Raw genomic sequence first — 15,600 nt, forward strand, 5'->3', positions numbered from 1 at the left:
ATGGCAAAAATAATTCCGTTTAAAGCAGTTCGCCCTACCGCAGATAAAGTAGCTCTGGTTACTACACTTGCGTATGATGAATACAATGCGGCAGAACTGGCTTCATGGTTAGATTTTAATCCGTTTTCCTTTTTACACATCATCAATCCGGCTTATGTAAATCAGCAAAAGATAGACATTGAACAACGCTTCAAGATGGTATCAACCAAATACAACGACTTTAAGCGTGATGATATCCTGATCAAAGATCCGTCTTTGTCTATGTATCTGTACACCATAAAAACAAAAAAAGCTGTTTTTACAGGAATAATGGCAGGTACTTCTATTGATGATTATAAAAAAAATGTCATCAAAAAACACGAAAACACCTTAGATTATCGCGTTAAAACCCTTAAAGACTACTTTAAAATTTCCGGATTCAGCACTGAACCGGTGTTGATGATGTATCCCGAAGATGCATCCCTTAGCGAATGGATTCAACAGCAACAGCAATCAGCCCCTTTATATCATTTTTCCACTACCAATAAAGAAGAACATAAAGTATGGAAGATTGACCAGTCAGAAGACCTCGATTTTCTAATTCAAAAGTTTGACTCATTTGAGCACTTGTATATTGCTGACGGTCACCATCGATCTGCTTCTTCTGCACTCTTATATGATGAAACCCCGCAAAAGGAAAGTCTGAGCTATTTTATGAGCTTTCTCATCTGTGAAAATGATATTAAAATCAACGAATACAACAGAGTAGTTCACGATTTGAATCAACATACATCAGAAGAGTTTCTTTTGTTACTGGAAGAAGATTTTATCATCAGGAAGATTGAGCAGCAACTGTGGAAACCATCTCAAAAATATCAGTTCGGAATGTATCTTGAAGGTAATTATTATTCCCTGCAATTAAAAGAAGTACCTGAGAGTCAAGACATATTATCCCATCTTGATGCTCAGATTTTATATGAAAAAATCCTTCATCGTATCCTTGACATACAGGATCTGAGAACAGACAGCAGAATAGATTATATACCGGGAAACAAAAGCATCGTTGAAATGTTTAATAAAATTGATAACGGAGATTATAAAATAGGTTTTACGTTATTTCCTGCGTCAATCGATGAAATAAAATATCTTGCTGACCATAATCTTACAATGCCGCCAAAAAGCACTTATATAGAGCCTAAGTTCCGAAACGGACTAATCATTTACGAATTTTAAATGCCTTTTATATGTCTATTAAAAACAATTTACAGCTTATAAAGGATTCACTTCCTGAACATGTACATCTGGTAGCAGTTTCTAAAACAAAACCTGTCAGTGATCTCATGCAGGCATATGAAGCCGGGCAGCGTATTTTTGGTGAAAATAAGATTCAGGAAATGACCGACAAATGGGAACAAATGCCGCGCGATATACAATGGCATATGATCGGTCATGTACAAACCAACAAAGTAAAATACATGGCTCCTTATGTAAGTCTGATACATGGAGTAGACAGTTTAAAATTATTAAAAGAAATAGACAGACAGGCAAAAAGATATCGAAGAATAATTCCATGCCTGTTGCAAATATACATAGCCAAAGAAGAAACAAAATTTGGTTTATCACAAGCTGAACTCATGGAAATCATACACAGTGATGATTTTAAAGCATTACAAAACATTAAAGTAATAGGTTTAATGGGAATGGCTTCTTTCACTGATAATAAAGATATTATAAGAAATGAGTTTACTGAATTAAAACACATCTTCGATTACATACAACCCTATCAATTAGATAATTGTCATTTTCAACAATTATCAATGGGAATGAGTGGAGATTATAAAATAGCCATAGAATGCGGAAGTACCATTGTACGTATTGGTAGCAGTATTTTCGGGCATCGATAAAATACAGAGCACATAAATGATGTATGCAATTATAGATATAGAAACTACCGGAGGACAGTTTAACCAGGAAGGAATCACAGAAATAGCTATTTATAAATTTGATGGTGTTAACGTCGTAGATCAGTTTATTAGTTTGGTAAATCCTGAAATCCCGATTCAACCCTTTGTTGTAAAACTTACCGGTATCAATAATGCTATGTTGCGCTCTGCTCCTAAATTTTATGAAGTAGCCAAACGAATCGTTGAAATCACAAAAGATTGTATTATTGTAGCCCATAATGCGGCATTTGATTACCGTATCTTAAAGATGGAATTCAAAAGGCTCGGATTTGAATTTAACAAACAAACACTGTGTACGGTAGAATTGTCAAAGCTTTTATTACCCGAAGCGGCTTCTTACAGTTTAGGTAAACTGGTACGCTCTCTTGGAATTCCTATTGCAGACAGACACCGCGCTTATGGAGACTCATTTGCCACCCTGAAATTATTTACCTTGCTTCTTTCAAAAGACAAGGAAAAAAAAATCATAAAAACATTAATTAAAAATGAAATATCACAGGGAGTATCTCCAAAACTGTTTGATATTCTGGAAAAACTACCGCTCACAGTAGGCATTTTTTACATTCATAATTCTAAAGGAGAAATTATCTATATCGGTAAGAGTACCAGCATCCGAAAAAAACTGACTCAGTTATTTACCGGGACTTCAAAAATTGCGAAACGCATACAGAATGAAGTATATACAGTGACTTTTGAAGAAACCGGGAACGAATTGATTGCTTCGTTAAAAGAAAGAGAAGAAATTGTTTTTAACAAACCCGCTTTAAATACATCACAGCGTAAATCCCCTTTCTTATGGGCTGTTTATGCAGAAAAAACAAAAGAGGGATACATAAGCTTAAAAGCATCTAAAACAGACGGAAGAAAAAAGGAAATCAGAGCGTTTAAAAATCAACAGAGCGCTGTAGAATATATAAAAGAACTATCCGATTTACTTGAATTGTCGTATGAGCTCAACGCATTGATTCCTAAAAAGAATACCTCTGATTACAAATCCTTAGATAAAAACATCTATAATCAAAAAATCATTGCTTATATCGATCAGCAACAGGAAGAATTTAAAAATCTGTTGATTACGTTCAAAGGCAGAAAAACCAATGAAAAAAGTGCTATTGTTATAAAAGATGGAGATTTTCAGGGATACTGTTTTTTTGATCTCAACTACCAGATAAACACCATAGATATTTTAAACAATATTCTTATACGGATGACCTCTTCAAAAGAAGCGGTAAACATAATTAAATATTATCTTTATAAGAAAAAAGATTATAAACTGATCCGTTTTTAATTTTTAAATCGTTTTCTATGCGTAAATTAAAATCGAAATACGAACTGCTCCGTCAAAAAGTATTTATCATCATTTATGGTTCCAATACATTAGGGGGACGATTATTTGATATTATTCTTCTTTTGATCATCTTGCTCAGTGTATTTCTTGTGATGCTGGAATCCGTTCAGCGCATCGATAAAGTACACCATGAAATTTTGTTTTATGGCGAATGGATCATTACTATATTCTTTACTGTAGAATATATTTTGAGGTTGCTCTGCAATAAAAAACCCCTCTCCTATGTGTTTAGTTTTTATGGCGTAGTAGATTTGATTTCTTTATTGCCGATGTATCTGGCCTTTTTTATTCCTTCAACAAGTTTTCTGGTTGCCTTTCGCGCTTTACGGTTATTGCGTTTATTTGCTATTCTTGATCTCATGCCTATTATAGGTCAGCAATCGCATTTAAAACTGGCACTGAAAGCGAGTAAAAATAAAATCATTGTATTCGTTTATTTTATTGTCATTGTTTCTATAGTTCTCGGAACGCTTATGTTTCTTATAGAAGGACGTGAAAACGGATTTAATGATATTCCCACAAGTATATACTGGTGCATTGTTACCATGACCACCGTTGGTTATGGCGATTTATCACCTGCAACGCCACTGGGTCAATTTATCGCTTCCTTTATTATGATTATGGGATACGGGATTATCGCGGTGCCGACAGGAATTGTAACAGCCGAATATGCAGGAGTAAAAAAGAACAACCCGGAACTGGATGCAAAAAAGGTATGCCCGAATTGTACGACCTTTATTTATGATTTAAATGCCAATTACTGCTACAACTGTGGTACAAAACTATAAAATGAAAAACTATCTGATTGTCATTGTCGGACCTACAGCCATCGGAAAAACAAGAGCTGCTATAGAAATTGCCCGTCACTTTCATAGCGAAATTGTTTCCTGTGATAGTCGTCAGTTATACAAAGAGATGAAAATAGGTACTGCTGTACCCACAGCAGAAGAACTGAGTGCTGTTCCGCATCATTTTATCCAGAATAAATCAATTTTTGATGACTATTCTGTTGGAGATTATGAAAGAGAGGTACTCCCCTTACTGGATGCATTATTCATCAAAAATCCAGTGCAGGTACTTGTTGGTGGTTCAGGATTGTATGTGGATGCGGTGCTTAAAGGATTCGATGAGTTTCCCGAACTTTCTTCAGAAATCAAAGAAGAGATTGAACGTGATTATCAAAAATATGGTATAACCTATTTACAGGAAGAATTAGAAAAACTGGATCCTCAGTATTTTCTCTTTTTACGCGATACAAATCCCCAAACACTTCTTAATCCACAGCGAATGAAACGCTTTGTCGGAGTGTGTAAATCTTCTGGCATGCCTTATTCCTCTTTTTTATGTAAGAATGAGAGCAACCGAAATTTTACACCCATTATTATCGGTCTGGAAGCCGATAGAGAAATTATGTACCGGCGTATTGAGAAGCGGGTAGATCAAATGATGAAAGACGGCTTATTAGAAGAGGTCATACAGCACCATCAATATAAACATTTGAATGCCTTACAAACAGTAGGCTACCGTGAATTTTTCTCTTTTTTAGACGGAGAAATATCATTGGAGACAGCCGTTAATGAAGTCAAAAAAAATACCCGTCGGTTTGCCAAACGACAACTGACATGGTTCAAAAGATCAGAAAATACGAAATGGTTTGATTACCAATCTGATTTGCAAAATATCATACAACACATCAAACAACAGATTCAATAATGCCGGTTTCAAAAGATTTTCAGTCGATATACACAAAAGAATGGGAAATATCTATTGCCCAATGCAGCATTAATTCCAAACTAAAATATACGGAATTGAGTAATCTGTTCCAGCTTACAGCAGCAAAACATTCTGATTTAGGCGGTATGAGCTTTTTTGATATGCAAACTAATGATCAGGCATGGGTTTCGAGCAGAATAAGAATTGAAATCAATGACTTACCACAATGGCATGAAAAAGTTCAGATAAAAACATGGATTGAAAGTCTTGATGGTGTACGTTCTGTAAGAAATCTTGAAATGTCGCAAAACGGACGATTTCTTGCAGGGGGTTCCAGCCTTTGGGTGGTGCTAAACACAAAGAAAAGAAGGCCGGATCTCATTGCTTTATCACACGATCATTTAAACAAATATCCGGATTTAAAAGCAACCAAAACAGACTATCAGGCTGTAGACCTGACACTCGAAACTGAAAAAGTAGCAGATTATAAAGTAAAGTATTCCGATCTTGATATTGTCAATCATGTAAATAATGTCAAATATCTGGAGTGGTGTCTGGATTATGTAGACATCAGATTACTGGAAAATAATAGTATAAAAAGTCTTGACATGAATTTTCTTCGGGAACTCAACTACAACGATCTTGTCAGTATTGAAAAAAAAGAAGTTCAAAACATTTTATATTTTTATATCAAAAAAGAGAATACCATCTGTTTTGCTCTAAAAATAGAACTTTCAGTAACAGATACACAAAATAAATAGTAAGGATAGTAAATAACATGATGTATTTGATGCATTTATAATCAACCGTATCACTGCATCACAGCATGTAAAATAAAGCAAAAAAAGAGGAAGTACTCCTCTTTTATATTTATAACATCTTTTGCTTAATAAAAATTTCGGTGGCTCCAAGTCCGTATTTTCTGTAATTGGCATCCTGAAAACTAATCTCGGCATACCTGCCAAAAAGAAAATCGAGCTCTGTTTTAAGTACTCCTTCTCCCATTCCATGAATAAAAACAACTTTAGGTATTCTGTTTTTTATAGCAAACTCCAACTGCCCTCTTGCTGTATCTAACTGTAAATTCAATATATCAAAATTGGTCATGTGATGAAAGCTCTTCACCAGTTTTTCGATATGTAAATCCACTTCCAGAACAAATTCTTCCTTTTTAGATTTTTTTTCAGTATTTACCCTGTGATGGTTAATTGTTATTTTATCAGATTTTGCATCTTCAATGACTCCGCGTTTACTGGCATCTTTAATAGCCTGATCATCTCCTAAAAGAATCAACTCTGAAGGTCTGTAACTAAGTTCAAAACCATCTTCTGTTTCAATAGTTACTTCATCTTCTTTGACTTTCAAAACTTTGCCCTTCATTGCATCATCCAAAACTTCAACTAAATCTCCTGTTTTAAACATCTTGTCTATCCTCTTTATCTGTTTGATTTCTTTCGCTGTATTCGGTATCTTCTTGTTCCTTGTCAAATTTACCCGGTGTTTTATCCATCAACCGCATCATTACATAAAAAAACACGATCACCGCCGAAATCTGAACCCATATATTGGGTTGGGCATTAGTTTGCTCTATCAAAGCCCAGATCATCAGACCTACAGCCAAAATTCCCAAAGCATATTTCATCATTGTTTTTTTCTCAAATTTAAAAATTTATTTTTTGAAGTAGCGTTATTGCTTCTTTTTTTGTAAAATTGTATAAAATACTGAGAAATGGAAGAATATATGATTCCCTGCGTCAATAAAACCATTTTTGGTGTTGAGTGCATGGGTTGCGGTACACAGAGAGCCATAGCATTTTTGCTGAGAGGTGATTTTATAGCAGCTTTCAAGATGTTTCCGGCAATTTATACCACCCTGCTTTTATTTTTATTTATAGGGATTCATTTTATTGACTCGTCCAGAAAATATCACAAAATAATTATTTCTTTAGCAATTGTTAATGCTTTAATTATGATAATTTCCTATTTTTACAAACACTTTTAAATTAAATATAAATAACTATGGAAAATTATGAATCTCAGGCTTATCAACAGCCTACAAATGACAATGGTAACTACATGGTAAGCAAATTACCAAACACTACAGGATCCCTTGTTTTAGGTATTTTATCAATTATATGCTGTTGTTCAGGTGTTATTGGTCTTGTATTGGGTATTATCGGTTTGATGTTGGCAAATAAAGACATTAAGCTTTATCAAACAAATCCAAGACAATATACAGGTATTGAAACAACTAATACAGCAAGAATATTAAACATCATTGGATTGGTAATCAGTGCTCTTTCGTTAATATACTCTATCTACTCCATTATGGCAGTTGGAGGATGGAATGCTTATTACGAAACCATTCAGGAATCAATAAGACAAGCTCAGGCAGCTCAACAATAATTTCAAAAGCTATCCTATTGGATAGCTTTTTTATCTTTTCATCAGCTTATATGTAACAATTATCAGAAAATTGCTACTTATAAGCTGATTTTATTTATAATATATGAAGCATTTCTCACTCTTATTTACCGCACTGCTCATGTTGGGTTGTGCCTCTACTTCCCGACAAAATGCAAGAATCCATACTCCCGTCGCACCAAAAAAGCTTATCAAAGATGTTGATTATGTCCAAAAAACGATGAAAAAAATTCATCCTGATTTGTATTGGTATATTTCACAGGAAGATCTTGATTATAAATTTGACAGCATCCGTAAAACCATTACGCAGCCAATGACACCAAATGAATTTTATCTCAAGATAAGTCCGGTGGTTGCTGCTGTGCGGCAAGGGCATATGAGTGTAGTTCCTTTATATGAAAAGATGGATAAAAAAGATAAAAAAACACGAAAAAAATATAAAAAAAGTGTTTCTCCGCTTGCACAGTTTGAATATTATTGGGACAATGATGAACTCTATATCTATAAAAACAATTCTAAAGATTCTCTCATTAGCGCAGGATCAAAAGTATTAAGTATTGAGAATATTACACCTAAAGATATCTATAGAAAATATCGTAAGACATTTACTTCTGACGGATATAACACCACTTTTATTGCTAAAAGGTTTTCGAAAACAATTGTAAACTATTATACATTAGAACTGGGATACAAAGATTCTTTAAATATGACCCTTTCATGCAATGATATAGTTTACAGAACAAAGATTTACCGTGATTTTAAAGAAAATACCAAAACAAAAATCGATTCATTGGTAACTGAATGGACGAACAATGATTCATTAAATCCTTTTAAAAATAAAATAGTTTCCAAAGAAGAAAAGAAAGAAAAGAAAAAGGAATTAAAAGAAAAGAAAAAATACAACCGTACTTTCGGATTTGACCCAAAGACAAAAAAATTCAGTAAAGAACTTACTTATCCGATCCGAAATGACAGTACGATAGCTGTGTTGACGATCCGTAATTTTTCTCAGGGAAATGCAGAAAAAGCGTATGATTCTGTATTTTCAGAAATAGAAAAAAAACACGTGCAAACTTTAGTAATAGATCTCAGAGGAAACACTGGCGGACGATTAAGCGATATCAAATCATTGTATGAATACCTGGCTTTGGAAAGTGAACCTTTTGTGGATCCTACACTGGTAAACAGTCATTTCAGACTGCCTTTTGATGCAATAAGAGGAAAATCAGTAATTGATTATACTTTATTATCCCCTTTTTATTTGGTCCATACTATAGCACTCTGGTCCAAAACATATAAAGCAGATGACGGTCACTATTACTACAAAATTCCCGGATATAAAGCTATCGATATACAGCCGAAAGCTTTTAAGGGTAAACTATTTGTTTTAATTGACGGAGCAACGTTTTCTGCATCGAGTATCATTTCTTCCAATCTCAAAAGCACCAAAAGAGCCGTATTTGTAGGAGAAGAAACCGGAGGAGCTTATAATGGTACTGTTGCGGGCAGAATGCCTATACTGAAATTACCTCATTCCAAACTGAAATGGGTAGCAGGTATTATGAGTGTTAAACCTTATCATAAAGAAAAGACAGAAGGTTACGGCATTATGCCGGATATAACCATTACACCGGCACCGGAAGATGTTGTCAATGAAAATGACCTTGGATTAGACTGGATTATCAAACACCTTGATTATTCTTCAACATCAAAATAAAATAAAAAGAACGGAAAACTGGAGTTTTCCGTTTTTTTATGTTCTAATTTGCCAACTTCTCCTCTTTTGTGCAAAATTCAGTATTTGGGCTTCTGTAGATATTTTCGGATATTTGAGAATAGAAAACCTTCTATATAAACAATATGCAAACAGATGCTTTATTACAACAAATTGCGTTTATCAAAGAGATAGACAAGCTGAAATATATTCTGAGAAGAACAAAATTATTTAACAGCGACAGACATGAAAATGATGCAGAACACAGCTGGCATTTAGCTATGATGACACTGATACTGGCAGAACATTCAGACCAACCTGTTGATATCCTTAAAGTATTGAAAATGGTATTGATACATGATATTGTTGAAATTGATGCCGGAGATACTTTTATTTATGATACCGTTAAAAACCATACCAATACGGATGAAGAACTTTTGGCAGCCAAAAGAATTTTTGGTCTTTTACCCGAAAAACAAGCCAAAGAGTTTATCGCTATATGGAAAGAATTTGAAGAAGGTGTTACAAATGAAGCCCGGTTTGCAAAAACCATGGATCGCCTGGAACCCTTACTGCAAAATGCATCAAATAACGGAGGAACGTGGACTGAATTTAATGTTCCGTATGAAAAAGTATATGCAAAGAAGAAAGCTATTAAAGAGGGTTCAGCAGCTATATGGGAATATGCTGAAAATCTAATTAACGAAAATGTAGAGAAAGGTATTTTAAAGAAACAAGGATCATCTTCTTAGTTCTGTTTACATTTCGCATAAAAATAAAAAAGGAAAACCTATCGGTTTTCCTTTTATCATATTACAAGACTCTGTGTCTTTCAAAAGGTTGTGACGGATCAAATAAATAGCGATAAGTCGTTAATTTTCGACTCCTTTCTGCTCCGAGTGCCTGAGCAACACGAATCATTTTAGGATTAAAATCACCAATCCATTGCATTTCATATTCTGTATAAGGCAAATCTCTGTTGATCACTTTTGTACCTTCTACAATCATGTATGCTTCTACTCCTTTTCCCTGAAAATCAGGAACAACACCAAAAACAACACCTACAATACGATTGTTTTTTGTAAATTTCTGAAGATAGAGAAATTTGAGCTTTTGAATCAGCCCGAACTTACCATTAAGCTTTTTAAAATATTGATTGAGATCCGGTATGTTAAGCCAAAAGGCAACAGGTCGCTCATTATGGTAAACAAACCAGACAATTTTTTCTTCAATGATAGGTTTCATGGAATAAAAAATATTTTTAGCCTGCTCTAATGTCAACTGTTTACCTCCACCGTGTGTTTCCCATGCAGCATTATATATCGTCAAAAAATCACCTATATATTTTTCAAGCTGATTCTTTTTAAGATATTCCGCATGGTAATCACTATTTCTCGCAACGCGTTCATGTGCATATTTTATACGGTTGGATAATTTTGAATCAATAGGCAATGCATAACATTCCTGATCAAAGTAATTTTTAAAGCCGTAACTTTCAAACAACTCCTGATAATAAGGAAAATTATAGTTCATATTATATAAAGGTTCATGAAATCCTTGTACTAACAATCCCCACCATTTGTCCCGTTCTCCGAAGTTAATAGGACCATCCATGGCCTCCATCTTATTTTCCTGCAGCCATTTTTTAGCTGTATCAAACAAACAATGTGCTGCTTTTTGATCATCAATACACTCAAAAAAACCAATACCACCCGTTGGCTGTTGTTCTTTATACTGTGGGTTAATAAAAGCGGCTATTCTGCCAATAGGTTGTTGCTGCCCGTCAAATAGGAGCCAACGCTTAATCAATCCACCATTCTGAAAGGTTTTATTCTTCTTCTGATCAAATACTTCTTCAATGTCTTTATCCAGTGGCCGGATCCAGTTTTTATCATTCTTGTATAATTGTACAGGAAAATGTAGAAACTGTTTAACCATTTCCTGGCTATCTACTTCTTTAATAAGCATACTCTGACTTTTAGTACTACAAACATACAACAATCAAAGACGAATTACCTAAAGGCTAAGCAAGTTCTTTCATGATTTCCGCAAACATACGGGTGCTGTATAAACGGGCTTCCTGATCATAAATAGGCGATGTAATCATAATTTCGTTGAGCCTGTAGCGCTCAATAAACAAGGATATTTCTCTTTTTACGGTTTCTTTGGTTCCGATAAAAGCGCAGGAAGTCATCTGACGCACATAGGCTTCTTCATTTACATTCCAAACATCATCCATAGTATCAATAGGAGGCTGTAATAGTTTTCTTTCATTCCTGATAATACCTAAAAACATTCTGTAAAATGAAGTAGCAAGACGTTGTGCTTCTTCAAGCGTATCTGCAATAATTACATTGACACAAGACATGATATACGGACTTTGCAGCTGTTTTGAAGGTTTAAAGTTTGAATGATAGATTTCAAAAGCTTTAGCCATCTGAGCCGGAGCAAAATGACTTGCAAAAGCATACGGTAATCCATAAGAAGAAGACAGATATGCAGAATCAGTACTTGAGCCTAAAATCCACAAAGGTATATCAAGTCCTTCACCCGGAAAAGCCCTTACATTTGCCCGTCTGTTTTCTTCAGAAAAATACTGCTGAAGTAATACTATATTCTTAGGAAAATTATGTACGTTTTCAAAAAAATTAGCATTTAATGCCTGAGCAGTCGCCTGATCTGTTCCGGGTGCACGTCCAAGTCCGAGATCAATGCGATCTGGATACAGAGACGCCAGTGTTCCGAAATGTTCTGCAATGACTAAAGGGGAATGATTCGGCAGCATAACACCACCTGAACCCACACGGATGGTATTGGTTTTACCGGCAATATAACCGATCAGAACTGAAGTAGCTGAGCTCGCTACACTCTGCATGTTATGATGTTCTGCAAACCAATATCGTGTATATCCCGATGATTCTGCTGATTGAGCCAAAGCAGCAGATTTTGTAAAGGTTTCAGGAATAGTACTGCCCTCTGTTACATTGGCTAAATCTAAAAAGGAATAGGGTATCATAAATATAAATCGACTTTTGTATTCTTTAAAATTACAGCTTTCTTTCCGGGTACTGTACTAAATATATCTTAATAATTAAAGATCCTTTAGGTGTGTTTTTATGGATTCGTACCTATTTAATGAGGTAAATCATTATTATAGTTTTTTTAATATAAATCACAGAATTTTATTTATTAGTTTTACAAAGAGATTAAATAATAAAACGCTCTGTTATGAAATTTTACACTACTTTACTTTTAAGCTTCCTGACTGTTTTTTGTTTTGCACAACAAGAAAACACTTTACAAAAACCAAAAGCAGATGAACGTGTTGAAATACTAAGCATTGTTTTTCGTCTTGCAGATAGTGAAGAATATAGCTCAGAAAGGTTTAAACTCTATAAAGATAAAATTCAGTCTTTCTATGAACCTTATCAGAATCATGAACTTATTGCCTTTATAAAGAAACTCAGAAATGAAAATGGCGTAGGTTATGATGCTGTTATGAGTATGGCAATCCATCTTGATGAAAATCTGAATCCTTTGATCCCTTTTACAGATGACATACCGGATGAGCGTTGGGGCAAGGATAATGCTGTTGAATTTGTCAGACTCTTAAAGAAATTTTATCAGGAGAGTAACAGTAAGCAATTTTTTAAAGAAAATAAGAAATTATATACCGAGGTAAGTGAACGATTTCTTCCGATATATGAGCATTTAGATCGTTCGTGGTATCCGAAATTTTACGGAAAAGAACCCAATGAAAATTTTATAATTATCAACGGGCTTGGAAATGGTGGAGGAAATTATGGTCCTTCTATCAATTTACCCAATGGTAAACGAGACGTTTATGCCATAATGGGAACCTGGAAAACGGATAGCCTGGGCATGGCAGAATTTACCATTGAAAACTACTTTCCTACTTTACTGCACGAATTTAACCACTCCTTTGTAAACTATTTGTTGCAAAAAAATCCTGAACCGTTCAGAGCAAATGGAGAAAAGATATATAAAGTTGTTGCCGGTGAAATGCAGAATCAGGCATACGCAGACTGGGAAACTATGGTCAATGAAGCATTAGTTCGCGCAGCAGTAATCAAGTATATGAAAGATCACCATTTCAGTAAAGAAGAAATAGAAAAGGAAACAAACGAGCAGTTAAACAGAGGATTTATATGGATAGAAGATTTACTTTCAGAATTAGAACAATATGGTGCCAATAGAAAAAAGTATCCAACTTTAGAAAGCTATATGCCCAATCTTATAAAAGCATACAACAGGTATGCTGATGATATAAATATGTACAAGGAAAAGTTGGATGCAAAAAGACCTAAAGTCGTTTCAATGAGTGAGTTCACTAATGGCGATCAACAGGTCAAAAACTCATTAAAACAGCTTACCATAAATTTTGACAGACCTTTGTTAGGAAAAGGCCATTCCATTAGTTTCGGAGAAGACAAAAATGCTGTGCCTGATTTAAAAAAACTGACCTATTCTGAAGATAAAAAGTCCATCATCATTGAATGGGAGCTTAAAGAAAACAAAAACTATGAATTTATACTAACAGGTTTATCATTTAAGTCGCCTGAAGGTATATCGATAAAAGATTATAAAATAAGCTTCAAAACCCAATAACGGAAATAAAATAAGACACCTATATACTTGATTGTACCAAATAAAAAATCTCGCGTGAAACGAGATTTTTTATTTTCATATTACCATGTATCAAATATCTGTTTTATTTCATCATATTGTTTATCATCTAGTAATTTAGAATTATCTAATTCAATAATATGTGCTTTCTCTTCTAGAGGCTTTAATTTTGGATTTGACATAGCACAAATAATTACCTGATTATTTTTAGGTATTTTATCTTGAATGAGTTTTACAATATTAGAATAATTATTATCTGATTGCTCTTGTTGATTAGGCGTATCAATTACTAGTGGAGAAACAACCTCATTTTTATATTTATTTACCATTGAAAAGATAGCTATATAATACGCTAAAATAGCCCTTGAATTTTCAGCTGCTCCACCTTCTTTAACGATTTTGTTGTATGAAAGTGAAGAATTAATTTCAGATAGATTTACTGCCTGAGCATCAAGAACTTTAATATAATCGCTAAAGAATTTATTAAAATCAGCTTCGATATCTTCAATATCTTCAGGTGAGCAAAGTTTCTTTTGGCTTTTACTAGCAAGACTTATAGCGTTTGTAAGATCCTTTACGATGCCTAGTTTAGTATTTCTTGATTCATTAATACTCTTTTTAATCGACTGCCCACCTATACTTTCTATTAGATTTACAAATGTAAAATTATCTTCATTTGAAACTTCTTGCTTAATATACTTAGAGTTTAATCTATCAATTTCTAATCTTATTTTATTTAACTCAATAGAAATGCTAGATAATTTATTATTTGCTTTGTCAATATCCTTCTCAATTTGTTCTAATTGTATTTCAGCTTGTCCCTTATCTTGTAGAATAAAAGATTTTTCAAAAATTGAATTTTGATACATTGTACCGCACAATGGACAATTAAGATGATCTTCAAATATATTTTCTACAGCAAAAACATAATCTTTATCTAATTCTTCAACAAGTTTAATGGCAAACTGTTTTTGATGCTCTAATTGCGATTTAGCTACTTGCGTATTTGAATACAAATCGAGAATATACTCTTGTTTTTCTGTAAGATTTTTTAAATCCTGAGTTATTTCCTCTGTTAAATCGTTGAAGTCATCAATTACTACAGTTGTTATTCTTTCTGAAGGTAAAAAATCTTCCACAATTTCTAAGGTTGAATCAATTTTTGCGATTTCAGAAGATATAATATTTTTGTTATTCTTCTTAATTGATTTTTCAATTTCTAACTCAAAATATTCAGATGTTAACAGACCAACATGATATTTTATAATAGTATTCTTCCATCCTTTATATTGTGCGAGATTATCAAAATTATCCCAAGCTTTAGACCAACTTCTCTTTTGATCTATATAGAAAGGTAAAAAATAATAAGCAGGAGGCGGTGTTTCCAGCTCACCAGTAGATTGATTGGGTAACAAAGCTTTAAATCCTACTAAATCAGCAAATTTCATTGAAAAATCTCCAGTGATTTTAGGAAAATCAGTTATTACTCCATTTTCCTTTAGTGAAATATTATTTTTATATCTTTTAATTTCGAATTCCTTTTCATCAATTGTAAATTTGATAATTGTGCTACAATCAAATCCTTTCCAAGTTGTATCAAACTCTGTTTCACAACCAAATCCCCAAAATAAAAGTTTTGCAAGTGTAGATTTACCTACACTATTATTATTTGCTGTTATCAGAGTCAATCTTTGGAATTGAAACTGATTTGCGGACTTTGCCGAATTTGATATTACTAGTAGTTGTCTGAATTTTAAGTTTGGCATTTTTTCCAGTACGTAAATTATGAATTAATAATTTGTAGTTTTCTA

The 15,600-nt window shown here is 33.7% G+C and carries 16 protein-coding genes; 11 read left to right on the forward strand and 5 right to left on the reverse strand.

Annotated elements, in window-relative coordinates; genetic code table 11:
• Genes QW060_RS07645 through QW060_RS07670 form a run of 6 tightly spaced genes read left to right on the forward strand, consistent with a single transcriptional unit; the run spans nt 1 to nt 5,765 of the window.
• On the forward strand, nt 1-1,212 hold the full coding sequence (locus tag QW060_RS07645; protein WP_290363053.1) for a DUF1015 domain-containing protein: 1,212 nt from the start codon (nt 1-3) through the stop codon (nt 1,210-1,212).
• Nucleotides 1,213-1,223: 11 nt separating this feature from the next.
• Nucleotides 1,224-1,883 carry a YggS family pyridoxal phosphate-dependent enzyme gene (locus tag QW060_RS07650; protein ID WP_290363054.1) on the forward strand — a complete coding sequence of 220 codons (660 nt, stop codon included), beginning with the start codon at nt 1,224-1,226 and terminating at the stop codon, nt 1,881-1,883.
• A gap of 19 nt (nt 1,884-1,902) precedes the next feature.
• Nucleotides 1,903-3,231 carry an exonuclease domain-containing protein gene (locus QW060_RS07655; RefSeq protein WP_290364717.1) on the forward strand — a complete coding sequence of 443 codons (1,329 nt, stop codon included), beginning with the start codon at nt 1,903-1,905 and terminating at the stop codon, nt 3,229-3,231.
• 17 nt (nt 3,232-3,248) lie between these two features.
• Nucleotides 3,249-4,079 (forward strand): ion transporter, encoded by an 831-nt coding sequence (locus QW060_RS07660; RefSeq protein ID WP_290363055.1) that lies wholly within the window; start codon nt 3,249-3,251, stop codon nt 4,077-4,079.
• Nucleotides 4,042-5,004, forward strand: coding sequence for a tRNA (adenosine(37)-N6)-dimethylallyltransferase MiaA (miaA, locus tag QW060_RS07665; protein WP_290363056.1), 963 nt, complete (start codon nt 4,042-4,044; stop codon nt 5,002-5,004). The genes QW060_RS07660 and miaA overlap by 38 nt, the downstream gene beginning before the upstream one ends.
• Nucleotides 5,004-5,765 (forward strand): acyl-[acyl-carrier-protein] thioesterase, encoded by a 762-nt coding sequence (locus QW060_RS07670; RefSeq protein ID WP_290363057.1) that lies wholly within the window; start codon nt 5,004-5,006, stop codon nt 5,763-5,765. The genes miaA and QW060_RS07670 overlap by 1 nt, the downstream gene beginning before the upstream one ends.
• 109 nt (nt 5,766-5,874) lie before the next feature.
• Here the strand turns inward: QW060_RS07670 and QW060_RS07675 are convergent, their stop codons facing one another.
• On the reverse strand, nt 5,875-6,426 hold the full coding sequence (locus QW060_RS07675; RefSeq protein ID WP_290364718.1) for a Smr/MutS family protein: 552 nt from the start codon (nt 6,424-6,426) through the stop codon (nt 5,875-5,877).
• Nucleotides 6,419-6,649 (reverse strand): hypothetical protein, encoded by a 231-nt coding sequence (locus QW060_RS07680; RefSeq protein WP_290363058.1) that lies wholly within the window; start codon nt 6,647-6,649, stop codon nt 6,419-6,421. The genes QW060_RS07675 and QW060_RS07680 overlap by 8 nt, the downstream gene beginning before the upstream one ends.
• Nucleotides 6,650-6,733: 84 nt before the next feature.
• On the opposite strand from QW060_RS07680, the gene QW060_RS07685 reads away from it, so the two are divergent.
• The 4 genes from QW060_RS07685 (at nt 6,734) to QW060_RS07700 (ending at nt 9,894) form a co-directional block, all read left to right on the forward strand.
• A complete protein-coding gene (locus tag QW060_RS07685; protein ID WP_290363059.1) occupies nt 6,734-7,006 on the forward strand; it encodes a DUF2752 domain-containing protein in 273 nt (90 codons plus the stop codon).
• 17 nt (nt 7,007-7,023) lie between these two features.
• A complete protein-coding gene (locus tag QW060_RS07690; protein WP_290363060.1) occupies nt 7,024-7,410 on the forward strand; it encodes a CCC motif membrane protein in 387 nt (128 codons plus the stop codon).
• A 103-nt stretch (nt 7,411-7,513) separates the two neighbouring features.
• A complete protein-coding gene (locus QW060_RS07695) occupies nt 7,514-9,145 on the forward strand; it encodes a S41 family peptidase (protein ID WP_290363061.1) in 1,632 nt (543 codons plus the stop codon).
• A 143-nt stretch (nt 9,146-9,288) separates the two neighbouring features.
• Nucleotides 9,289-9,894, forward strand: coding sequence for an HD domain-containing protein (locus tag QW060_RS07700; RefSeq protein ID WP_290363062.1), 606 nt, complete (start codon nt 9,289-9,291; stop codon nt 9,892-9,894).
• A 61-nt stretch (nt 9,895-9,955) separates the two neighbouring features.
• On the opposite strand, the gene QW060_RS07705 is transcribed toward QW060_RS07700, so the two are convergent.
• Both QW060_RS07705 and QW060_RS07710 read right to left on the reverse strand, forming a co-directional pair.
• A complete protein-coding gene (locus QW060_RS07705) occupies nt 9,956-11,110 on the reverse strand; it encodes a hypothetical protein (RefSeq protein ID WP_290363063.1) in 1,155 nt (384 codons plus the stop codon).
• A gap of 55 nt (nt 11,111-11,165) precedes the next feature.
• Complete coding sequence (locus QW060_RS07710; protein WP_290363064.1) at nt 11,166-12,158, reverse strand: LLM class flavin-dependent oxidoreductase; 993 nt, start codon at nt 12,156-12,158, stop codon at nt 11,166-11,168.
• A gap of 212 nt (nt 12,159-12,370) precedes the next feature.
• Here QW060_RS07710 and QW060_RS07715 point away from each other — a divergent pair, with 212 nt between their 5' ends.
• A complete protein-coding gene (locus tag QW060_RS07715; RefSeq protein WP_290363065.1) occupies nt 12,371-13,771 on the forward strand; it encodes a DUF4932 domain-containing protein in 1,401 nt (466 codons plus the stop codon).
• Between the two features lie 80 nt (nt 13,772-13,851).
• On the opposite strand, the gene QW060_RS07720 is transcribed toward QW060_RS07715, so the two are convergent.
• Nucleotides 13,852-15,555, reverse strand: a complete 1,704-nt coding sequence (locus QW060_RS07720) for a hypothetical protein (protein ID WP_290363066.1) — start codon at nt 15,553-15,555, stop codon at nt 13,852-13,854.
• Nucleotides 15,556-15,600: the final 45 nt, after the last annotated feature.

The organism is Paenimyroides ceti, from assembly GCF_030409925.1.